Consider the following 22,763-nt stretch of genomic DNA (forward strand, 5'->3'; position numbering starts at 1 on the left):
CGTCTGGTTCATGAGGAGAAGCAGAAATGGCCGGCGCAAAAGAGATACGTTCGAAGATCGCCAGTGTGCAAAACACACAGAAGATCACTAAAGCGATGGAGATGGTCGCCGCGTCGAAAATGCGTAAAACGCAGGAACGCATGGCAGCCAGCCGTCCTTATGCAGAAACCATGCGCAGTGTGATTGGTCACCTTGCGTTAGGGAATCTGGAATACAAACATCCATACCTCGAAGAGCGTGAAGTTAAACGTGTCGGGTACCTGGTTGTTTCGACCGACCGTGGTTTGTGTGGTGGTTTGAACATTAACTTGTTCAAAAAACTGCTGGCAGACATGAAAGAGTGGTCTGAAAAAGGTGTGCAGGTAGATTTAGCACTCATCGGTTCTAAAGCCGCTTCATTCTTTGGCTCAGTAGGCGGGAATGTGGTTGGTCAAGTAACGGGTATGGGTGATGATCCAAAACTGTCAGACCTTATCGGTCCAGTCAATATCATGTTGCAGGCTTATGACGAAGGTCGTTTAGATAAACTGTATGTGGTGGCAAATAAGTTCATCAATACCATGGCTCAAGAGCCTAAAATTCTTCAGGTTTTACCATTACCACCAGGTGATGATGAAGAGCTGAAAGAAAAATCTTGGGATTATCTGTACGAACCTGATCCTAAGGCGTTACTGGATACTTTACTGCGTCGTTATATCGAATCGCAAGTTTACCAGAGCGTCGTAGAGAACTTAGCGAGTGAGCAGGCCGCCCGAATGGTCGCGATGAAAGCCGCTACAGATAACGGTGGTAACCTGATTAAAGAACTGCAATTGGTGTACAACAAAGCACGCCAAGCAAGCATTACTCAGGAACTTACAGAAATTGTGTCTGGTGCAGCCGCGGTATAACAGCTAGGTTTACGAATTACGTAGAGGATTCAAGATGGCTACTGGAAAGATTGTCCAGGTAATCGGCGCCGTAGTGGACGCCGAGTTCCCTCAGGATAGCGTCCCTAAAGTATACGACGCTCTTGAGGTTATGAATGGTAAAGAAAAACTGGTGCTGGAAGTTCAGCAACAGTTAGGCGGTGGTATCGTTCGTTGTATCGCAATGGGTACATCAGACGGTTTAAGCCGTGGCTTAAAAGTTGAAAACTTAGGCCACCCAATTGAAGTACCAGTAGGTAAAGCAACTCTGGGACGTATCATGAACGTTCTGGGTACACCTATCGATATGAAAGGTGATATTGCAACTGAAGAACGTTGGTCTATCCACCGTGAAGCACCAACCTACGAAGAGTTATCAAACTCACAAGAACTGCTTGAAACCGGTATCAAAGTAATGGACTTAATCTGTCCGTTTGCTAAAGGTGGTAAAGTAGGTCTGTTCGGTGGTGCGGGTGTTGGTAAAACAGTTAACATGATGGAATTGATCCGTAACATCGCGATCGAGCACTCAGGTTACTCTGTATTTGCTGGTGTTGGTGAGCGTACTCGTGAGGGTAACGACTTCTATCATGAAATGACAGATTCTAACGTTCTTGACAAAGTATCGTTAGTTTATGGTCAGATGAATGAGCCACCAGGAAACCGTCTGCGTGTTGCACTGACTGGTCTGACTATGGCTGAGAAATTCCGTGACGAAGGTCGTGACGTACTGTTATTCGTAGATAACATCTATCGTTACACCTTAGCCGGTACTGAAGTATCAGCACTGTTAGGTCGTATGCCATCAGCGGTAGGTTACCAACCAACATTGGCTGAAGAGATGGGTGTTCTGCAAGAACGTATCACTTCAACCAAAACAGGTTCAATCACCTCTGTACAAGCTGTATACGTACCTGCGGATGACTTAACTGACCCATCACCAGCAACAACGTTTGCTCACTTAGATGCGACAGTTGTACTGAGCCGTCAAATTGCTTCATTAGGTATCTACCCTGCGGTTGACCCACTGGATTCTACCAGTCGTCAGTTAGACCCACTGGTAGTTGGCCAAGAGCACTATGATGTGGCTCGTGGTGTTCAGTCTATCCTGCAACGTTATCAGGAGCTGAAAGACATCATCGCTATCTTAGGTATGGATGAACTGTCAGAAGAAGATAAACTGGTTGTTGCGCGTGCGCGTAAGATCCAGCGCTTCCTATCTCAGCCATTCTTCGTTGCTGAAGTATTTACCGGATCACCAGGTAAGTTCGTTTCCCTGAAAGACACTATCCGTGGCTTTAAAGGTATTCTGAACGGTGATTATGACCACCTGCCAGAGCAGGCGTTCTACATGGTTGGTACTATCGAAGAAGCAGTAGAAAAAGCTAAGAAGCTTTAATACGGCTGACGGGAGGTTGATATGGCCGATACATCGTTCCACCTGAAAGTTGTCAGCGCTGAAAAGCAGTTATATGACGGCGAAGTTAAACGAATTCAGGTAACAGGTAGCGAAGGTGAGCTGGGTATTTATCCGCAGCATACCCCGTTATTAACTGCCATAAAACCGGGCATGGTACGTGTCGTAAAAACATCGGGCGAAGAAGAGGTTATCTACCTTTCAGGTGGTATTCTCGAAGTTCAGCCGACTGGCGTCATTGTACTGGCAGATACAGCTATCCGTGGTCGTGATTTGGATGAAGCGAAAGCGTTAGAATCTAAGCGTAAAGCTGAAGAACACATTCAATCCTCTCATGGTGATGTTGATTATGCTCAAGCATCGGCAGAATTAGCCAAAGCGATTGCAAAACTACGTGTAATCGAATTGACTCGACGTTGATGTAAATAGGCAGTCTATGAATAAAAAAGCCAGTTGGTTCTTCGCTAACTGGCTTTTTTGCGTCATGAAATATTTTGTGTGACGAAATATGTAGTATTATTTGGCATAAACAGGTTTACTTGCCATTCTTTACGGGAGTTATCGGGTTAATTATGTCTAATTCAGCTAAAAGCGTTGTTATTCTTGCTGCGGGAAAAGGCACCCGCATGTATTCACAGTTACCTAAAGTTCTTCATAAACTTGCGGGTAAATCCATGGTTCAACATGTGATTGATACTGCCAAGTCATTAGGCGCTCAACAAACACACCTTGTCTATGGGCATGGTGGTGAACTAATGAAAGAAAAATTAGGTTCACAACCCGTTAATTGGGTACTACAAGCAGAGCAACTAGGTACAGGTCACGCAATGCAACAAGCCGCGCCTTTCTTTGCTGATGATGAAGATATCCTGATGCTTTACGGTGATGTTCCACTTATCACCAAAGAAACGTTAGAACGTTTAATTGAAGTCAAACCAGAAGGCGGTATTGGTTTATTAACGGTTATTTTAGATAACCCAACGGGTTATGGTCGTATTGTTCGTGAAAATGGCGAAGTAACTGGCATTATCGAACAAAAAGATGCATCTGAAGAACAACTCAAAATTACTGAAATCAACACGGGTATTTTAGTAGCAAACGGCGGTGATTTAAAACGTTGGTTAGGTAAGCTCAATAATAACAATGCACAAAAAGAGTATTACATTACTGACATTATCGCGTTAGCGTATAAAGAAGGTCGTAAAATTGAAACGGCTCACCCTCGTCGCCATAGTGAAATGGAAGGTGTGAATAACCGTTTACAACTGGCTGCATTAGAACGTATTTACCAAACAGAACAAGCTGAACGTTTATTATTAGAAGGCGTTATGTTGCTTGATCCTGCTCGTTTTGATTTACGTGGTACATTAACTCACGGTAAAGACGTCGTGATTGATACCAACGTGATTATTGAAGGTGATGTCACTTTAGGTAACAACGTTGAAATTGGCACAGGGTGTGTCCTGAAAAACTGTGTGATTGGCGATAATTCTATTATTAGCCCTTATACGGTGATCGAGGATGCAAACTTAGCGCAAGAGTGTACTGTCGGACCATTTGCACGCCTTCGTCCGGGAAGTGAATTAGCGGATAAAGCTCACGTTGGTAACTTTGTTGAGATGAAAAAAGCAAGCTTAGGTGTTGGTTCTAAAGCGGGTCATCTGACTTACTTAGGCGATACTGAAGTAGGCGCTAATGTTAATATCGGTGCAGGTACTATTACTTGTAACTACGATGGTGCGAATAAATCCAAAACAGTGATTGGTGATGATGTCTTTATTGGTTCAGATACCCAATTAGTTGCGCCAGTTACGGTTGCTAATGGTGCAACAATTGGTGCAGGAACAACACTCACTAAAAACGTGAATGAAAACGAATTAGTGATCAGTCGAGTTAAACAAACTCATATCAGTGGATGGAAACGTCCAGTGAAGAAAAAACAATAATTTTAAGAAAAGGGCGTATATTTCATTAGCGCCCTTTTCTTGTACGCTATTATTCTAAAAACAAAAAAATATCCCCGCTTTCTACAATGGCTTGGGGAACAAACCAATCAGGTATAAGACATCCAAGTGCGAATAAACGCACAGTTTTAGGAATAACACAATGTGTGGAATAGTAGGTGCAGTTGCACAACGCGATATCGCTGAAATCTTAATTGAAGGCTTACGTCGTTTAGAATACCGCGGTTATGATTCTGCGGGTTTAGCTGTTGTGGATAATGACTGTAAAATGACACGTCTGCGAGAAGCTGGCAAAGTACAAATGCTGGCAGAAGAGGCAGAAAAAACACAAGTGATTGGTGGTACAGGTATTGCTCATACACGTTGGGCAACACATGGTGAACCTTGTGAAGATAATGCGCATCCTCATGTATCGGGTACGATTGCCGTTGTACATAATGGCATTATTGAAAACTACCAAGAACTGAAAGCAGAATTAATTAAAAAAGGGTATCAGTTTGCTTCTCAAACTGACACTGAAGTAATTGCTCACCTTGTTAACTGGGAACAGCGCCAAGGCGGTACATTACGTGAAGTTGTACAACGCGTTATTCCTCAATTACGTGGTGCTTACGGTACCGTTATTATGGATAGCCGTACACCTGAGCTATTAGTTGCTGCTCGCTCTGGTAGCCCGCTGGTGGTAGGTCTTGGCGTCGGTGAAAACTTCCTTGCTTCTGACCAATTAGCTCTATTACCTGTTACTCGTCGCTTTATCTACCTTGAAGAAGGAGATATTGTCGAGGTCACTCGTCGCCATGTTCATATTTTTGATGTGAATGGCGAAGAAGTTGTGCGTGATACGATTGAATCAAATGTTCAATACGATGCTGGTGATAAAGGTGTTTACCGTCACTACATGCAAAAAGAGATCTATGAACAGCCTCTCGCGATTAAAAACACGCTTGAAGGTCGTTTAAAATCAGAAACGATTGATCTCAGTGAACTAGGATCTAAAGCTGAAGATATCTTATCTAAAGTTGAACATATTCAAATTGTCGCTTGTGGGACTTCTTATAATGCCGGTATGGTTTCACGTTATTGGTTTGAATCTTTAGCGGGTATTCCTTGTGATGTCGAAATTGCATCAGAATATCGCTACCGTAAACCAGCAACTCGCCGTAATAGCTTATTGATCACATTATCTCAATCTGGTGAAACGGCTGATACATTGGCAGCTTTACGTTTATCTAAAGAGCTAGGATATTTATCATCACTGGCGATTTGTAACGTTGCTGGCTCTTCTTTAGTTCGTGAATCTGAATTTGTTTTAATGACTAAAGCGGGTGCTGAAATTGGTGTGGCATCAACTAAAGCATTTACCACACAGTTAACCGTTCTATTAATGCTGGTGGCATATATGGGACGTATTAAAGGTTTCGCGACATTAGAGCAAGAAGTTTCAACGGCATTACACGCATTACCAAGCCGTATTGAAAGCATGTTATCGAAAGATAAAGTGATTGAAGCGTTAGCTGAAGACTTCTCAGAAAAAAGCCATGCTTTATTCTTAGGTCGTGGCGACCAATACCCGATTGCGGTAGAAGGTGCATTAAAGCTAAAAGAGATCTCTTATATTCATGCAGAAGCTTATGCTGCGGGTGAATTAAAACATGGCCCATTAGCATTAATTGATGCGGATATGCCAGTTATCATCATTGCGCCAAACAATGAATTATTAGAAAAATTAAAATCTAATATTGAAGAAGTGCGTGCGCGTGGTGGCTTACTGTATGTGTTTGCGGATCAAGATGCGGGCTTTGAAGAAAATGAAACGATGAAGTTAATTTCTTTACCTCATGTTGAAGAGCTTATCGCGCCTATTTTCTATACTGTACCATTACAGTTGTTGTCTTATCATGTGGCGTTAATTAAAGGCACTGATGTAGACCAACCTCGTAACTTAGCAAAATCGGTTACAGTTGAATAAATAAAGTTAAAGTTAGCTTTATTCTAAAAAAAACCAGTTATGCTGTAAAAAGCAGGCTGGTTTTTTTTATGCCTAAAAAATAAAACTCTGCCCGTAAATCGATAACAGGCAGAGGAAAATAGCACCATCGGAGAGATATATTGCTATTAAAACAACACAACAGTAAGAACAAAACGAAGTAAGAAAAGAACTAGTTGTAAGACTTAAATAGAGATTGGTTACCTGATTTATCAAAGGCGATCACTTGGTAAGGCTCTTTGTAATCACCTGCATACATACCTAAACTACCTGCTGGCATTCCTGCAACCGCAATACCCGATTTAGATTTATCCACTAAGTTGATATTTTTTAAGCTATCGACAGGGATATGCCCAACTAAATCTTTACCTTGATAAGTCGCAAAGTGGCAACTTAATAAATTATTGGGTACACCTGCTTGTTGATATTTTTCCATTAATTGTGTTTCTGAAACAATATTCACTTTAATGTTAAAACCGGCTTCTTTCATACCATCAGCCCATAACGTACAGCATCCACAACTCTCTGTTTTATAAACCTCAACAATATTATTAGAAGCATAAGCTGTACTTGTAAAAGCAGAGATTGCAATGACAGAAGGCAGTAATAATTTTTTCATTGTTCATTCCTTTTATTAAGTTGATAGACGAAACACTAATCTTTCCCCCTACTGGAAGGTCAATTTAATTAAGGTATAAACGCGTAGAGTTTTGTAAAAAAATATTTATAGAAAACAAAGATATAAATAATACTTTGCTGACCCTTTTTTGATGCTTTTCGGGAATATAACCCGATATAAAAAGAAAAAAGCCTGCATAGCAGGCTCAAAATGGAGAAAACAGGGTAAACGTAGAGTTGAGGGTATCTCATTAAGTTAAATCACCTCTTGCGAAGAGTATTTGTGCTTTAACTTTAAATTACTATAAACCTAAACTTAACCTGAGGTTAAAGCGGAGAAATTTGTATAAAGGGTCCAAATTTATTGATTAAACTAAAATATAAAAAAGTAAAAAATAAAAAGCTAATATATTTCAATATATTAGCTTTTATAATAAACAGACTATGTTTAATTTAAATACAAATTATTTGATAATGGTAATTTGTTTTACGTCGATCTCAGTACTTGTCCATTCTTTATCAACTTTACCTTCAATTCTGACGGTATTATCTGGTGTAACTGTTTGTCCACGCCATCTTTTATTGTCGATATCCACATTGATACCGCCAGTGCTGTCTTCAAAAACATACAGCTCATCACCAATTTTCTTGGTAATTTTGCCCGTTAAGATAACCCAAGTGTCATCGGAAAGATCTTTTGCTTTTGCAACAGTGGTTTCGCTAATGGAAGGACCTTTAAATCCCCCTTGATCTGCACTTGATTGGATAGTGCCTTGAGGAGAAACAAAACCACCATTATTATGAGATGTTGTATTGGCTTGAGATGCAAAAGCCAACGTACTACCAATTAATAATACAAGAATTTTTTTCATATCAAGCTCGCTTTTTGGTTAAAATATAACTAATTATGGTACTTATTTTATTTCAGTTTTATATATAAAAAAGTATGTAAAAGTAAATCTAGGTATTAATGTATCAAATGATTGATGGTGTGATTTAAAAGCCAGAGTTATATTTTATAGTGTTGTTTTTTCCAATATAAGTATCTATCACTAAAGACTTCTTTTCTTTAAGTTAAATCCTCTAGTTATTTCCCCTTAGGATCAGTGTAGACCGTTATTCAAATATATACCCTGTAGGATCATTGTTTTTAGATGTATTACCTCTTATCATCCAGCGCCTTCAAATTTTTTTTAATTTTCCCCTATTATTTTTAGAGGTTTTAGGTTTTATGACTAACGAACGCATTGCCAATCCGGGTCCATTAGGTTTAATGGGTTTTGGTATGACAACGATTTTGTTGAACATACATAATGCCGGTTTTTTCCCCGTAGTCTCAGTCATTATGAGTATGGGAATTTTTTATGGTGGGATCGCACAAGTTATTGCTGGAATTTTTGAGTTCAAAAAAGGCAATACTTTTGGAGCCACTGCATTTACCTCTTACGGCTTTTTTTGGGTAACATTGGTCGGAATTTGGTTATTACCCGTGATGGGCTTAAGTGAACCCACAACACCTCTCTTTTTAGGTGTATTTTTAGCGTTATGGGGAATTTTTACCTTTTTCATGTTTATTGGCACATTAAAAGCCAATAGAGCACTCCAGTTTGTCTTTTTAAGTCTGACCATTTTATTTGCATTACTGGCGATAGGAAATATCACAGGTAATGCACTGATTTTAAAAATTGCAGGTTTTGAAGGTATTATTTGTGGTGCCAGTGCTTTTTATCTTGCAATGGCTGAAGTATTAAATGAGATGTATGGCAGAACAATACTGCCAATTGGTCACAAGTAACCGCTTTATAAAGAAGTGGCTATTTAGCCACTTCTACTACTTGGCTTTTACGGCGTATTAATTTTCTTGCGCACCATGCATAAAGTAACCCGGCAACGACACCGGAAATATGTGATTCTGTTGATACACCTAATTGTCCCGGAATTAAACCATATGCCATTGATCCGTAATAGAATAGAACAAAGAGTGCAATAACAATATCGATTATTTTATGCCGAGTAAAAGCGTGAGCAATAAGTAAAGACCATAATCCAAAAATCCACCCACTTGCACCAACATGAATAGCATTTCGTCCAAAAATCCAAACTAATAAACCGCTTACGATAATAATAAATATGCTGGATAGCACATATTCTCGTAGAGATTGTGTCATGGATAAAAAGCTAAGAATAAGAAACGGGAGTAGGTTACTAAATAGATGGGACCAAGATCCATGAATGAAAGGCGCGATAAAAATACCAATTAAACCTTCACCCGTTCTTGGAATAATCCCCCATTGGAAAAGAGATATGGGGAATAGTGAGTTAATAAGTTGAAGTAAGACTAATATGATAGTTAACCCGCCAAGAAAGGTGAGCCTTTTTTTAAACCAAACTTTATTCATAACATAGCCTTAATAATGTGATGCCGTTGATAAAACACTATAACGCTATAACTATAAATATAAATAGAAGAGCCTCTAATAAAAAAAGAAGAAAGGCTCTTTTTTATTTATTAGTCTAATAAATTAAGGCAAGCAGCTCCACGAGCGCCACCTGCATCACCATGACGTGCTTTTTCTATTGCTGGAATTTGTGCATTTCCATAGACACAGTGTGAGAGATATTCGGGCAATTGATCATACAGTGCATTAAATTGTGATAATCCACCACCAACAACAATTAAATGTGGATCAAGCACAGTAAGAATATTACTTAGATAAATGGCTAACACTTTCATATAACGATCAACGTGTTCTTCAGTTTTCTTATCTCCAGCATAGTATTGCTCAACAATATCAACAGCTCTTTTAGGAGTGTGATTGAAGGCCTTATACATACGTTCAAAACCACGACCAGATAAATAAGTTTCAAAACACGCTTTTTTGCCACAACCGCAGATAATTTTTGGCATTGTTTCGCCAATCACGTTATCTGCGTCCACATTCAGATTCATATGCCCAATTTCACCGGCAATTCCATTCTTGCCAGACAATACTTTGCCATCAATAACAAAACCGCCACCAACACCAGTGCCTAAAATAAGTCCAAGTACAGAAGGATGGTGACGAAATTCGGGGTCCCATGCTTCCGATAAGGCAAAGCAGTTGGCATCATTTTCAACTTTAACCGGTCTATTGAGTATATGTGCAAGATCGTGAACCATAGGCTTGTATTTCGCTGCTGGAACATTAGTGGTAAATACTGTTCCTTCTTTTGCATTAACAATACCAGGAACACCAACCCCGATTTTTCCTCTACATCCTAATTCAATGTCAGCTTCTAAGGTCAGTTCCTTAAAAACATTCAATAATGCCGGATAATCATTTTTAGGTGTAGGAACTCGTTTTTGCCACACTTGAGTCAGATCTTTATCAAAAACGGCAAGCTCTATTTTTGTGCCGCCCATATCAAAACCATAATACATATCAGTCTCTTAATTATTCTGTAAATATTATTTATAGCAACGACAAGGTTGTCGTTACGTGGCCATTTCTATTTCAGTCAATACTTAAGTTATCTCTACTGCTTATATACACTAGGTTAAAGAAGAACAGTGATTGGTGACAGTTGAGTTTTCTTTATCTATTGATTACTACTTTCAATCAAAACACTACGTACTTTCATTAGAGCAAAGCCTAATAAATTTAATCCATTCCAAAGTAGAGGATTGTTAATCTCATTGTCTTGCTCACTTAAACCGACTCCCCATATTTTATCAACGGGGCTTGCTTCAACAAGCACACGATTGCCTGTTGCAATCAGAAATTTACCAAGCTCTTCATTTTGGGAAAACTTAGCGATATTGGCACGAATAACAATATCCATACGGTGTTGTTCCCAAATACCTTGGTCAAATCCTTTTACTTCTCTGCCTAATGCTTTCGCAGAGCCTGGATTAGATGCAGTAATAATGCGCTTTCTAACTTCTATATCATTAAATAGCTTCGCTTTTTCAGCCATCATACAGTGCTCAGCGCTGGCATAACGTACATCATCTAATATAAAAGGTGCAGGATACCATTGGCTAAAGCAACTTTTTGCGATGTCATTGCCTTTACTTTTGTGTCCCCAAAAGTAGATGTACTTTATTTTCTTTCCTGCCCGAAATTCTTTTTTTAATTGTTCTAAATCCATCTTTTTTCCCGTTATGTTGAATACTCCTCATTCACTTTATAAAGATAGCATAGAAGTAAAGAAGGATAGAGTGTCTTTTTGCGATTCTGCTTATAGGTGAAGCGATTCCGCTATTTTGAATTATTCTTATAAAACTAATCTTAATTAGACTTATTTTTGCTGAATGATAAAAAAAATAGCGCTTAGATTACTAGGATTACTCTTAAAAGAATTGAGCTAAAGAGCCTCTTTATTTATATAATCACACAAAAGGATAATCTTAAAACGATATTGCTTACTTAGTATAAAGGTGTAGTTAATTAAGTATTTCTAATATAAAAAAGTGTATTTATCGGTATTTATACTAATTATTGGTATTTATAACTAATATAATGGTTATTATATAATTAAATTAATAACTTATATTAATTGATGCGTTAATTTTCATTGTTACATTTATTATTTGAACTAGGTCACGCTTATACGTTTGTTAAGCTAAATTAACAATATTGTTTTATAGGTAAAATATTACTTAAGTTAATTATTCTGTAATACAGGTTATTCTTAGCGGTATTTACTATAAGTAAATAATAAAACCAATCATAGATTGATAATCTATTTTTGTCTTTTATTTTGATGTTTTTTTCTAAAACTTAACCAATACTGATATATTTTATTTTTTTCTCAGTGAAATAGACCGATCGTAATATGATAAAAAGCAATAAACACAACTTTTGGGTGTAAAAAAAGGGGCTGTTTTGATGATGATCAATATGAATAAATAATCCTTTCTATTTTTAGTTGTTATTTTTTTAGTCTTTTTTGGAATGGGAAAAAGAGGGTTTATTAAAATTGATCTTGATGGGTTCTTTGGTTTTTAGAAGAAATAATATCAATAAATAATTATTTTAGAATTTTATTTTTATAAAATTTATACAAATTGTTATTAATTAACTCTAGTTATTATCTGGTTTCAAAACCTGTTTCTTTAGGTAAAAAAGACGCTATTTTTGATAGTAATAATAAATATAAGATTAAGTAGAAGTACCCATTTTTATAAAGTGAAAATGAGTAGCGTTTTACTTTTTACACTTTTTTTGATGTTGTCTTTTTCATTAAAATAATTATACAATTTAAATTAAATAATCATTACTCCTAATCGGATGATGCTTATTTGTAATTAAATAGATTAGTATTTATAAGATTATTTTACCCTACATAGTTGATGTTCATTAATTGATGATTTAATGAGAGTTTAAATATGAATTTATAAAGATATATTTTTAACTTATTGTAAAAATTATCTATAAGGTTCTCTCTTCCTTATTTTGGATGAGCATCAAATTATTGAACAAGGTTTAGAGTACTGTTATTAAAGGGGCCACACTATGTATGATGATATTAGTAACCTAAAAGATAAGTTTCAGGAAGATGCCTTTGCTTTTCAAGAGTTTTCTTCCTCTACAATACAAGATATTGATAATAAAATAGAATCAGTAGTTATAAATAAAGAAGATAATAATAAAATTAGTAATTTGAGTAATAACACGTTTTCTGAAACTTCACTTGTCGTGAAAAACGAACCAAAACAGCCTGTTACTTCATCGTCTATTCCTTCTTATCACCAGGATGCTTTAGTTGTTAAAGCAAAGAAAGACAATTTAATTAAGAGTAATGAAAATTTGTTAGCAGATAATAAAATATTTGATAACAAAGAAACGGATAGAGTTCATGCCCATGAAAATATATCACTAAAAGATATATTGTCATTTATTGCCTCTGTCTAATCTAAATAAGTAAAACTCTTTGTGTAAATAAATAATATTGACTGGTGTCAATCTTTAGCCATTGTTATTTTATTTTTTAAGATAAGTTTATTTCTTTTCGATATTTATTAATGTCGATAGGGTGCCTTTGTCTTAAGAAAAGATCTATGGCGATGACAAAGGTATGGGTTTATGAATAAAATATTTAAAACATTAATTACGGCTTTTCTATTGATAACAATGTTTTCACTCATTGTTATGCCAATGAGCGCCGAACAACAATATATATTCGGTATTATCAATATATTGTTGTTATTTGTTGTCGGTTTTAAAAAATCAAAAAAACGATTATTAACAATGGTTTTTATTTCATTGTTGATGTCAACGCGTTATCTCTACTGGCGTGCAACAAATACCTTAAATTTTAATACAACTATCGAGGCTGTTTTAGGTAGTGGTTTATTTATGGCGGAGATTTATTCTTGGATAATATTAGTCCTAGGATATTTCCAAACGTCATGGCCATTAAATAGAAAAATAGCCCCTTTACCTAAAGATGTTTCTCAATGGCCTACTGTTGATATTTATATTCCAACATATAACGAAAGTTTGGATGTTGTACGTGATACCGTCCTTGCTGCACAAGCTATCGATTATCCACAAGATAAAATGAAAGTTTATATATTGGATGATGGTAGTCGTGAAGAATTTAAGCAATTCGCAGGTGATGTTGGTGTAACTTACATTGAACGTGAAGTTCATGATCACGCTAAAGCGGGTAACTTAAATCATGCGATGGGATTAACAGACGGTGAGCTAATCTGCGTTTTTGACTGTGACCACATCTCAACACGTATTTTCTTGCAAGCAACAGTAGGTAGCTTCCTTGAAGACCCAAAATTAGCGCTGATCCAAACACCACACTATTTCTACTCAGCAGACCCATTTGAACGTAATTTAAGTGCGGCTAAAGATGCACCCCATGAAGGCGCACTTTTCTATGGTCCTGTTCAACGTGGTAATGATAACTGGAATGCGACATTCTTCTGTGGTTCATGTGCTGTTATGCGTCGTAGCGCTCTTGAAGAAATCGGAGGGATTGCTGTTGAAACGGTTACCGAAGATGCACACACTGCGCTTAAATTACAGCGTTTAGGTTGGAACTCAGCATTTATTGATATTCCTTTAGCCGCAGGTCTTGCAACAGAACGTTTAGCATTACACGTTAACCAACGTATTCGTTGGGCTAGAGGAATGACACAGATATTCCGTGTTGATAATCCAATGTTGGGTCGTGGTTTAACATTCCCTCAGCGTTTATGTTATCTCAATGCCATGCTCCACTTCCAGTACGGTTTGCCTCGTATCATTTTCTTGACTGCACCGTTACTATTTATGTTATTTAACCTTAATATTATCGCTTCATCTGCAAGCATGATATTTGCCTATGCATTACCACACTTAATCATGTCGGTTTATGTAAACTCGAAAAATATCGGTAAATACCGTTACTCTTTTTGGGGGGAAATTTATGAAACCGTCATGGCATTTAGTTTGGTATTACCTACCTTACTGAGTTTAGTTTCACCAAAATTAGGTAAATTTAACGTAACAGATAAAGGTGACTTGCTTGATAAAAGCTATATGGATTACCTCACTGTACGTCCATTAATTATCACTGCACTTCTTCTTATCACTGGGATTTCATGGGTTGTTGTCCGTTACTTATTAAATGACTTCCAAGGTATTGACCCACTGGTTATTGTTTTAAACCTTACTTGGGCAACTTACAGTTTATTTATCATTCTAGCCTCTATTGCAGTAGGTAAAGAGACGCGACAAATTCGTAAAAATACTCGGATCAACGCATCTTTACCGATTACGTTACATTTTGATGATGGCGCTGAATTAACAACGACCACAGAAGATATTTCAATGGGTGGCGTTCGCATTGCCGTAAATAAAATGTCTGAATTTCGCCAACGTAATGTCACTTCAATCACCCTGAATGTACAACGAGATGAAGTTACCGTTCCTGTTGATATGGTGAGTTTAGAAAGCAATCAACTACGTCTTGAATTCTTACCTATTGATTTAAATCTTCGTCGTAAATTGGTGCGCATTGTCTTTGGTCGTGCTGATGCATGGATCCATCAAGCTGATTATAAAGACAAGCCATTTAAAGAATTGGCGGGTATTACACGTTGTATTTTTGAACTGTTCTTTGGTCGTCGCCAAAAAGTGAAAGCGCCAGCAACAAGAACGAAAGCAAAAGCTTCACTCTCTGTGCAATCTATTAACGGGGATGACTAAGCATGAAAAAGAAACTGACATTAATGCTAAGCCTGACGGCGATAGCGATCGCAAGTATTCATCTTTCTCAAGCAGATACCGGAATGTTAGAACTAGGAGGGGAGCTTTTACCTGACCCGACTTCTTATACACATTCACAAGTGCAACAAAATGCGAATAACCCGATCCAACTTGAAGATGGCGTATTGTCTGAAGCGCGTAATATTGAAGAGCAATTAACATTAGCACAAATGGGAAGCCCCTCACCTATCGTGTTATCAGGAAGAAAATTACTTTCTGGTGTGACTTTTAATATGGCGAACGATTTATTTATTGATAAAGCAACATTAACGATGAAGGTGAAAGCGTCTCAAGGATTAATTCAATCTGATCAAACACTTCACTTAATGTTAAATGGTCAACCTATGGGATTTCTACCTTTAGAAGAAGGTGGGCAAGAGCATGAATATGTTTTAGAAATTCCTGAAATGATGTTGACGAATGTGAATAACCTCAGCTTTCGTTTAGCCAATCGTGATGCATTGGATGAAAACCAATGTATTCCTCCACTGGCGGAAGGATTAAGCCTGGTTATTTCACCGGATTCATCATTAGATTATCGAGGTCGCTGGATTAATGGCGGGTATAGTCTGGAACGATTGCCCCTACCGTTCTTTGATCCTGACAGAATGACAGCGACCTCGTTACCTATCATATTGTCAGATAAACCTGACCATGCAGAGGTAACAACGGCAGCTATAGCTGCATCATGGTTTGGCAGTTTTAGCCATGATATTAAGCAAGTTGATTTACCCGTTTTAATGAATCAGTTACCTGAAAGTGATGGTATTTTAGTTGGCTATTCAGGACAAACTATTGCGGGGATTACATTACCTTCAGGAAATAGTGGGCAATTAACTATTGTTGATAACCCGGTCGATCCTGTTTTCAAATTATTACTGATCAGCGGTGATAATGAAAAATCTCTTCGCCAAGCTGTATGGGCGTTAAACAACGGTAAATTGCCACAAAACGATCACTTAGTGGTGCCTTCTCAAACGCTTGCCATGAGCACGGATTACGATGCACCTCGTTGGTTAAATACCAATAAACCGGTTTCGTTAAGTCAAATTGCCAATAATAGTGATGATTTCTCACGCCAAGGTATTAACCATGCACCAAATCAGTTTTCGTTTCGTGTCTCTCCTGATCTCTTTTGGTGGGATGGTGATGCACTGCCTTTAGATTTGAAATATGTTTTTCCTCATTCGGATAAACTAAATAGTCGCCGTTCTTCATTAATTGTCTCTTTGAATAACCAATTCTTAGGTGCATTGTATCCGGCGCGTTCAGAGCCTTTAGGGATGTTAAGACAATGGCTAGGAATGGAGAGCGAACAGCAAAATAGCACGCTCTATTTAAATCCTCGTCAAATTTATAGCCAGAATCAATTACAGTTTTATTTTGATTTACGTGAACCTGATGATTCACCGTGTATTTTAACGGATGGCAGTAGCTTAATTAGCCAAATAGATCCGCAATCAACGCTGCAATTTAAAAATACTTGGCACTACTCAAGAATGCCGAACTTGGCTTATTTTTCAGGAGCGTCATTCCCATTTAGTCGCCGTGCGGATTTTTCACAAACCACTCTACTATTACCTGAAAGTCCAACAATAGAAGAGCTTTATACCTTAGTGAACTTAATGGCGAGATCAGGCTATGCCACAGGCACACCGGTTTCTCATGCTTCAGTTTTTTTAGGTGCTAAAGAGCTTGAGAAAAATAACCTCTCTCAACACGATGTGTTAGCAATTGGCTCATTAAATAGTGAGGGATTTCTACCCGCTCGTTTTTCACAACAAACGTTCTCATTTTTAAATAAAAACGTCGAAATCAAACCGCAATCATTGATTGATAAGGCAAAAGGTTGGATGGCTGGCGATTATTTATCTCAAAGTGGTGATGCTGCAAGTTACTTATCTTCAGTGAAAGATTGGCGTGGCATGATGAGTTTTATCTCACCTTGGGCAAACGATAGGGTTGTCGTATTAGTTACAGCTAAAGGTAATGACTCGATAAAAACCATTATCAATGACTTAAATTTAGCTCAAATAAATGCGGCTATTAAAGGCGACATCACTCTGATTAGCGGTAAAGACACCGTAAAAAGTTTCCATTTAGGCGAACACTTTTCGCAAGGTGACTTACCTTTCTTACAACAATTCCTTTGGTATAGCTCTAGACACGTATATTTGCTGGGTCTTTTAGCTGTTGGTTTTTGTGCGCTGACGGGTCTCGTTACTTATTACTGGTTACAACGTCGTTCAACTCGTCGTTTACATCAGATATCACAGCATCGTTCAGACAAATAAGGGGGGATATAAGATGAAAAATCACGCACTTAATATCATCGTTAAAGTCATCTATGCAGGTTGCATTCTAGGGGCTTCAAGCCAAGTACAAGCAACTGCCGTTGAGGCGAATACAGCTGCAACTGATCCAAATATTGTCAGTTCTCTTATTGAACAAGCTAATTATTGGCACGGTAGAGCGCACGATGAACGAGCAGTAGAAGCACTGCAAAAAGTACTGATTATGGAAAGCAATAATCAGGATGCGCTGTATTTAATGGCATTCTTTACAGCGCAACAAGGTAATGAAAAACAAGCAGCATATTGGCGAGAAAAACTTGCGCAAATTGCACCGCAAGATCCGCGAATTGAAGGATTAAAAAACATCCGATCATCACAATTTAGTGAACAACAATTAGGATATGCCAGAGAGTTAGCCAAAAAAGGGCAACATGAAGAAGCAATAAAAGCGTATCAGCGTTTATTTGTTAGTAGTGAGCCACCTGAAACACTGGCGTTAGAATATTATCAAACCATGGCTGGTGTGCCTGCTATGTTGCCTCAAGCTATTACAGGATTAAAGCAACGTGCTGCATTAATGCCTGATAATAAAGAAACGCAAAAAGCATTAGGATTAACACTAACTTATAACGAAGAGACGCGTCGTGAAGGTATTACTATTTTAGGTAATATCTCAGGTGATGAATCAGCCAAAAAAGGTATGCGTCAAGCTCTGTTATGGCTGAATGTTCGTCCTGATGATGAAGTGTTATATAAAACCTATTTGCAAGCAAACCCGAACGATAAAGCGGTTGCAGAGCATTTCCAAGGCGCTATTCAAGGTAATGCACGCCAAGCAGGTTATACCGCATTAAATAAAGGTAAATTGAAAGAAGCCGAAGGTTATTTCAAACAAGCTTTAGCGGCAGATAACAATGATGCGCAAGCCTTAGCGGGTTTAGGTTATATCGCATTACGTTCAGGTGATTTAACCACAGGTCAGCGTTTATTAAACCAAGCTGCGCAATCAGGTGGTGAACAAGGCAGTAAATGGAAGCAACAAGCGGAAGATGCGGGTTTTTATGCGCAATTACGTGGCGCACAACAACGTGCTAAACAAGGGAATATTCAACAAGCTCTTGATCAATTAGCACCATTAACGGGAGCTTCCGGTGAAAAAGGGTTGTCTGCCAACTTATTGCAAGCTGACTTATTACGTAAGCAAGGTAATTTACCTGCAGCTCATCAATTGCTTTCAGGGCTTTATCAGCAAAATAGCCGTAATGAAAAAGTGATTTCTGCTTATTACTATTTATTAGTTCAGGAAGGACAGAATACGAAAGCAGAACAATTACTGGCTCAACAATCAGCCTCTTTGCGTCAAAAACTGACTGCGAATACAGATCCTTCTGAGAAATTACGCCGTGAAGCGCAAAAAGCATTAGAAAATGGTGATCGTGTTCAAGCAAGACAATTATTGACTCAAGCTCAGCGTAAAAACCCGCAAAATAACTGGGTTTACCTTGATTTAGCGCGCCTAATGGCTGCTGATGGTGATAGCGCTGGTGCAAAAAATATCATTTCACAGCTACAAAACCGTAGAACAAGAGACTCTGATTATGTGGTATCTCTGTTTTATGTTGAGCAAAAAGAGTGGGATAAAGTTTTTAACTTACTCAGTAGCCATAATCAACAAACTGAAGCTGAAAAAGCGTTATTACAGCGCGCTCGTTTCCATCGCCAACTTGCGCAAGCAGACCATTATCGTCAGGCAGGAAACCTTGTTGCAATGCGTAATATTTTACGTCCATTAATTAATCAAGTCGCTGATTATCCAAATGATGTGGGTGAATTAGCAGAAAAATTGGTTAACAGTGGATTAAACGATGAGGCGTTACAATTAGTTGAAAGTGATATTGCAAAAGGCACTAAAGGTTCGGTAGGTAACTATGCTGGCCATATCAACGTTCTCAATGAGTTAGGTCATTATACACAGGCATCTAGCTTGATTAATGATCCCGCTTTACAACAAGAAACACCGATTGTTGAGAAAAAGCGTTTAGAAGTTGCCACTAAAGTTGCGCAAGCAGATAGCCTACGTGAAAAAGGCGAAATTAAAGCCGCTTATGACGCGTTAGTGGTTGCTTTAAAAACATCACCGAATGATCCCGATTTATTAATGGCATTAAGTCGTGTTTATTTAGCGCAATCAATGCCTGAACAATCAAACAAAATTCTTTCTTATTTAGAAAAAGAGCAAGGAAAAGATAGCAAATTAATCCAAGCTCAAATCGAAGTGGCATTAGCACAAAAAGATGGAAGAAAAGCACAACAGTTATTACAGCAAATTCCTTCATCTTCACAACCGGCTTATTTATTACAAGCTGCGCAAATTGCGCAATTAAATGGTGAGAATCGCAAAGCATTAACGTTACTGCGTAGTGCGCAATGGCAAAACAGTGATAGCACATTAAAAACCTCTGCGGGTCAATTAAACGCATTAGGAGGAAGTGATAATCCTGTTCTTGCGGGTTCTATCTATGAACGTAAAGAGATGGCATCGGTTCAACGTTCTATTCGTGAGCTAGAAGAGAAAGTTTCACCTTGGGTACAAGGTGGGGTGGCTATGCGTCATCGTAATGGTGATAAAGGATTATCTAACGTCACTGAAATTTCAGCGCCAATCAGTATTTCGAGTGTGCCTGGTGAAGAGTTCCGTTGGGAATTTAGTGTTAACCCTGTTTCGATGACAAGTGGTTCGGTTTCAGGAGAAAGGGCTAACCGTTTTGGTACGGGTCAGCTTCAACATGCTGAACGCTTTGCTAAAAATAGCGATAACCACGATGAGAAAAACAAAATTAATGCCGATGAAGCCGGTAGTCAACGTGCTTCTGGTGTTGAATTAGGGCTGCGTTTATCAGACAAGAATGTCAGTTTCGATGTTGGCTCTACGCCATTAGGTAAAGATACGGCAACGGTTGTTGGTGGCATCACATATTCACCTCAAATTAGCCAAAATGGGCAATTAACACTAACAGCAGAGCGCAGAGCCATAAAAGATAGTCTACTTTCTTATATGGGGCGTACAGATCCAATGACAGGCGAAAGTTGGGGGCGTGTAACACGTAACGGCGCTAAAGTTCAATATGCTTGGGATGATGGAAAAATTGGGGCTTATGCTGGTGGTGGTTTCTATAACTACGAAGGTAAAAGTGTTGCGAGTAATGATGAAGTGAAAGCGTGGATTGGCTCTTATGCTAAGTTCTATCAAGATGATCAACAAGAAGTAAAAGCTGGCGTGCATGTTGATTATATGAACTTTAGAAATAACCAAAACTACTTCTCCTTAGGGCACGGTGGTTACTTCAGCCCACAAGATTATGTGTCTGTTTCATTGCCTGTTGCTTATACCCGCCGTTTTGAAAAAGGTGAAGTCTCATTAAATGGTGCAATAGGGATACAAAGTTACAAACAAAAAGGTAGTGATTATTTCCCAACGCATGGTTATATGCAAAACGCATTAAATAAACAGAATGCAAGCGATCCTCGTATTAAATCTCAGTACGAAGAGCAAGACGAAACGAATATTACTTATAGATTAGGTTTAGACGCGAAATATTATTTAAACAAAGAAACCGAGTTAGGTGTCAGCTTATCGCATGATACATCGGGTGATTATGCTGAAGATAATATGTGGTTACACTTAAAATATACCCCAGACTTCCTGTCTAAATAATTAAGGAGACAAATAATGAATAAGCATGACAGTGATATCTTACAATTACCTTTTGAAAGTGGCTGGCAAGATCTAACTCAATTATTATTTTTTCAAATTTTAAATGACAATGATATTTCTACTGCTGGAAATAAATTAAGGAATATAGGTAAAGATATTGCCTTACGTTATCCTTTACCTGAAAGCGAAAATATTCAATTACTTGAATCACATATTAATCGCGTATTAACGCTATTTAAATGGGGTTTTGTCACGATATCTCCTGCAATGAGCGAACTTTTACTGGTTCATTGTGCATGGCCTCATTTTACGCAAAGCCAAGATGATGCTCAGTGGCGTGTTGCAAGTGCGGGTGTTTTAGAAGGGTTATATGAAGGTTGGTTAACAAATCAAGGCGGTAATGCCAAAATGCAAGTGCATCGCCAACCTACTGATGCAAAAGATGTCTTTATTTTCCGCTATGCGCATAACTCATCAGCCGAATAATAATATATATGCTTTATTGATGAGCATAGGAGGTCAAAAATGAATGAAATGATATTTAATGATGATAATTCTAAATGCTTATTAATAAAGCAATTTACTAATAATGTTTTTATGATGTTAGTAACAGATATTAATGGCATCATTATTTATGCAAATGAAAAATATTGTGAATTTAATAATGTTCACTTTGAAAATATAAAAGGTAAAAATTACAGCTTATTTAATTTAATTGACGAGAATCAAATCAATTGTTGTGTAAATGGTAATAATGATAATAAAGGAGTATATCGATTAGAAGCCAAAAGAAATAACAATATGCAACAAGATATATGGGAAGATATTAGTATTATTCCTGTATTTGATGAAAACAATTTAATTTCTCATTATGTATTTATTAGCTTGGATATTACTGATAAGGTAGAGCTAAGAAATGAGTTATTTAATAAAAGTTATATTGATTCATTAACTGGAATATCTAATCGACTAAGTATCGTTGAAAAAATTGAAAATGAACGATTAAATATTTTACAACCCTCTTCATTTTGCCTTGGTATTATAGATTGCGATAAATTCAAATCTATTAATGATCAATTCGGGCATCATGCAGGCGATAAAGTATTGTGTGAAATATCTAAACGGTTGTCACAATTAGAAAATAATGAAGTCTATTGTGGGCGACTTGGTGGCGATGAGTTTGCTGTGCTTTTCCCTAAAGGATTACGTTCTTGTTCTGTGATTTTGTTAGAAATAATAGAATCACTTTGGAAATCAATGGAAAAACCCATCAATATTAATTCTGATTTTATGTTAACGCCTTCAATTAGTTTAGGTATTGCTGAATATCCTAAGGACGGAAAAACATTATCTGAATTATTAAAATCCGCAGATGAAACACTTTATTCTATAAAAGAAATGGGTGGTAATAAATATGGGTTTTATTCCGGATTTTAAATAAAAGATTTTAAATAAAAAGTTTTTTAATAAAGATATATAAAAATAACGTTATCTCTTTTTAACGAAGAGGGAGGTGACTGTTTTTAAAATATATCTAGCACTCCTGATGAAATATAAGAGTAAATTTAAAATAATACTAAATATTAGTTTTAGATAAATATCTATTAGAGG

At 37.5% G+C, this 22,763-nt stretch carries 17 protein-coding genes; 12 read left to right on the plus strand and 5 right to left on the minus strand.

Going from position 1 to position 22,763, the window contains the following annotated elements:
• Window positions 1–26: 26 nt before the first annotated feature.
• The 5 genes from atpG to glmS all read left to right on the plus strand — a co-directional run bounded on the left by atpG (window position 27) and on the right by glmS (window position 6,258).
• Window positions 27–890 (plus strand): F0F1 ATP synthase subunit gamma, encoded by an 864-nt coding sequence (gene atpG / locus QQS39_RS18415; protein WP_006534342.1) that lies wholly within the window; start codon window positions 27–29, stop codon window positions 888–890.
• A 34-nt stretch (window positions 891–924) separates the two neighbouring features.
• Entirely contained in the window at window positions 925–2,307 is a 1,383-nt protein-coding gene (gene atpD / locus QQS39_RS18420) for a F0F1 ATP synthase subunit beta (RefSeq protein WP_023583323.1), read from the plus strand.
• Between the two features lie 21 nt (window positions 2,308–2,328).
• A complete protein-coding gene (locus QQS39_RS18425; protein ID WP_006534340.1) occupies window positions 2,329–2,745 on the plus strand; it encodes a F0F1 ATP synthase subunit epsilon in 417 nt (138 codons plus the stop codon).
• A gap of 152 nt (window positions 2,746–2,897) precedes the next feature.
• Window positions 2,898–4,271, plus strand: a complete 1,374-nt coding sequence (gene glmU / locus QQS39_RS18430; protein WP_196570554.1) for a bifunctional UDP-N-acetylglucosamine diphosphorylase/glucosamine-1-phosphate N-acetyltransferase GlmU — start codon at window positions 2,898–2,900, stop codon at window positions 4,269–4,271.
• Window positions 4,272–4,431: 160 nt separating this feature from the next.
• Complete coding sequence (glmS, locus tag QQS39_RS18435; protein WP_151436495.1) at window positions 4,432–6,258, plus strand: glutamine--fructose-6-phosphate transaminase (isomerizing); 1,827 nt, start codon at window positions 4,432–4,434, stop codon at window positions 6,256–6,258.
• 190 nt (window positions 6,259–6,448) lie between these two features.
• Here glmS and QQS39_RS18440 read toward each other — a convergent pair whose 3' ends face one another.
• Both QQS39_RS18440 and QQS39_RS18445 read right to left on the minus strand, forming a co-directional pair.
• Complete coding sequence (locus QQS39_RS18440) at window positions 6,449–6,895, minus strand: DUF411 domain-containing protein (RefSeq protein ID WP_151436496.1); 447 nt, start codon at window positions 6,893–6,895, stop codon at window positions 6,449–6,451.
• 463 nt (window positions 6,896–7,358) lie between these two features.
• Window positions 7,359–7,766, minus strand: a complete 408-nt coding sequence (locus tag QQS39_RS18445; RefSeq protein ID WP_099073863.1) for a YgiW/YdeI family stress tolerance OB fold protein — start codon at window positions 7,764–7,766, stop codon at window positions 7,359–7,361.
• 359 nt (window positions 7,767–8,125) lie between these two features.
• Between QQS39_RS18445 and satP the strand changes: the two genes are divergently transcribed.
• The gene (gene satP / locus QQS39_RS18450; protein WP_072065220.1) at window positions 8,126–8,689 is read left to right on the plus strand and encodes an acetate uptake transporter; all 564 of its coding nucleotides are present in this window, start codon (window positions 8,126–8,128) and stop codon (window positions 8,687–8,689) included.
• 19 nt (window positions 8,690–8,708) lie between these two features.
• Here the strand turns inward: satP and QQS39_RS18455 are convergent, their stop codons facing one another.
• From QQS39_RS18455 to ybiA, 3 genes are all read right to left on the minus strand, one after another.
• Entirely contained in the window at window positions 8,709–9,293 is a 585-nt protein-coding gene (locus QQS39_RS18455; protein ID WP_196735249.1) for a rhomboid family intramembrane serine protease, read from the minus strand.
• 110 nt (window positions 9,294–9,403) lie between these two features.
• The gene (nagK, locus tag QQS39_RS18460) at window positions 9,404–10,315 is read right to left on the minus strand and encodes an N-acetylglucosamine kinase (RefSeq protein WP_285805129.1); all 912 of its coding nucleotides are present in this window, start codon (window positions 10,313–10,315) and stop codon (window positions 9,404–9,406) included.
• A gap of 158 nt (window positions 10,316–10,473) precedes the next feature.
• On the minus strand, window positions 10,474–11,025 hold the full coding sequence (gene ybiA, locus QQS39_RS18465) for a riboflavin biosynthesis intermediates N-glycosidase (RefSeq protein WP_285805130.1): 552 nt from the start codon (window positions 11,023–11,025) through the stop codon (window positions 10,474–10,476).
• Window positions 11,026–12,392: 1,367 nt separating this feature from the next.
• On the opposite strand from ybiA, the gene QQS39_RS18470 reads away from it, so the two are divergent.
• From QQS39_RS18470 to QQS39_RS18495, 6 genes are all read left to right on the plus strand, one after another.
• The gene (locus QQS39_RS18470; RefSeq protein ID WP_285805131.1) at window positions 12,393–12,791 is read left to right on the plus strand and encodes a hypothetical protein; all 399 of its coding nucleotides are present in this window, start codon (window positions 12,393–12,395) and stop codon (window positions 12,789–12,791) included.
• A gap of 171 nt (window positions 12,792–12,962) precedes the next feature.
• Window positions 12,963–15,083, plus strand: coding sequence for a UDP-forming cellulose synthase catalytic subunit (gene bcsA, locus QQS39_RS18475; protein WP_285805132.1), 2,121 nt, complete (start codon window positions 12,963–12,965; stop codon window positions 15,081–15,083).
• 2 nt (window positions 15,084–15,085) lie between these two features.
• Complete coding sequence (gene bcsB / locus QQS39_RS18480; protein WP_285805133.1) at window positions 15,086–17,437, plus strand: cellulose biosynthesis cyclic di-GMP-binding regulatory protein BcsB; 2,352 nt, start codon at window positions 15,086–15,088, stop codon at window positions 17,435–17,437.
• Between the two features lie 13 nt (window positions 17,438–17,450).
• Window positions 17,451–21,152 (plus strand): cellulose biosynthesis protein BcsC, encoded by a 3,702-nt coding sequence (locus tag QQS39_RS18485; protein WP_285805134.1) that lies wholly within the window; start codon window positions 17,451–17,453, stop codon window positions 21,150–21,152.
• A gap of 15 nt (window positions 21,153–21,167) precedes the next feature.
• Window positions 21,168–21,638 (plus strand): cellulose biosynthesis protein BcsD, encoded by a 471-nt coding sequence (bcsD, locus tag QQS39_RS18490; protein WP_109373335.1) that lies wholly within the window; start codon window positions 21,168–21,170, stop codon window positions 21,636–21,638.
• Window positions 21,639–21,677: 39 nt separating this feature from the next.
• A complete protein-coding gene (locus QQS39_RS18495; RefSeq protein WP_285805135.1) occupies window positions 21,678–22,589 on the plus strand; it encodes a sensor domain-containing diguanylate cyclase in 912 nt (303 codons plus the stop codon).
• Window positions 22,590–22,763: the final 174 nt, after the last annotated feature.

Origin of the sequence: Proteus appendicitidis, assembly GCF_030271835.1 — a bacterium.
In the GTDB taxonomy this organism is placed as follows: domain Bacteria; phylum Pseudomonadota; class Gammaproteobacteria; order Enterobacterales; family Enterobacteriaceae; genus Proteus; species Proteus appendicitidis.

What these genes read in the sequence shown, in the direction of transcription:
- atpG (WP_006534342.1), top strand. Translation starts at nt 27, where the DNA reads ATGGCCGGCGCAAAAGAGATACGTTCGAAGATCGCCAGTGTGCAAAAC.
- atpD (WP_023583323.1), top strand. Translation starts at nt 925, where the DNA reads ATGGCTACTGGAAAGATTGTCCAGGTAATCGGCGCCGTAGTGGACGCC.
- QQS39_RS18425 (WP_006534340.1), top strand. Translation starts at nt 2,329, where the DNA reads ATGGCCGATACATCGTTCCACCTGAAAGTTGTCAGCGCTGAAAAGCAG.
- glmU (WP_196570554.1), top strand. Translation starts at nt 2,898, where the DNA reads ATGTCTAATTCAGCTAAAAGCGTTGTTATTCTTGCTGCGGGAAAAGGC.
- glmS (WP_151436495.1), top strand. Translation starts at nt 4,432, where the DNA reads ATGTGTGGAATAGTAGGTGCAGTTGCACAACGCGATATCGCTGAAATC.
- QQS39_RS18440 (WP_151436496.1), bottom strand. Translation starts at nt 6,895, where the DNA reads ATGAAAAAATTATTACTGCCTTCTGTCATTGCAATCTCTGCTTTTACA.
- QQS39_RS18445 (WP_099073863.1), bottom strand. Translation starts at nt 7,766, where the DNA reads ATGAAAAAAATTCTTGTATTATTAATTGGTAGTACGTTGGCTTTTGCA.
- satP (WP_072065220.1), top strand. Translation starts at nt 8,126, where the DNA reads ATGACTAACGAACGCATTGCCAATCCGGGTCCATTAGGTTTAATGGGT.
- QQS39_RS18455 (WP_196735249.1), bottom strand. Translation starts at nt 9,293, where the DNA reads ATGAATAAAGTTTGGTTTAAAAAAAGGCTCACCTTTCTTGGCGGGTTA.
- nagK (WP_285805129.1), bottom strand. Translation starts at nt 10,315, where the DNA reads ATGTATTATGGTTTTGATATGGGCGGCACAAAAATAGAGCTTGCCGTT.
- ybiA (WP_285805130.1), bottom strand. Translation starts at nt 11,025, where the DNA reads ATGGATTTAGAACAATTAAAAAAAGAATTTCGGGCAGGAAAGAAAATA.
- QQS39_RS18470 (WP_285805131.1), top strand. Translation starts at nt 12,393, where the DNA reads ATGTATGATGATATTAGTAACCTAAAAGATAAGTTTCAGGAAGATGCC.
- bcsA (WP_285805132.1), top strand. Translation starts at nt 12,963, where the DNA reads ATGAATAAAATATTTAAAACATTAATTACGGCTTTTCTATTGATAACA.
- bcsB (WP_285805133.1), top strand. Translation starts at nt 15,086, where the DNA reads ATGAAAAAGAAACTGACATTAATGCTAAGCCTGACGGCGATAGCGATC.
- QQS39_RS18485 (WP_285805134.1), top strand. Translation starts at nt 17,451, where the DNA reads ATGAAAAATCACGCACTTAATATCATCGTTAAAGTCATCTATGCAGGT.
- bcsD (WP_109373335.1), top strand. Translation starts at nt 21,168, where the DNA reads ATGAATAAGCATGACAGTGATATCTTACAATTACCTTTTGAAAGTGGC.
- QQS39_RS18495 (WP_285805135.1), top strand. Translation starts at nt 21,678, where the DNA reads ATGAATGAAATGATATTTAATGATGATAATTCTAAATGCTTATTAATA.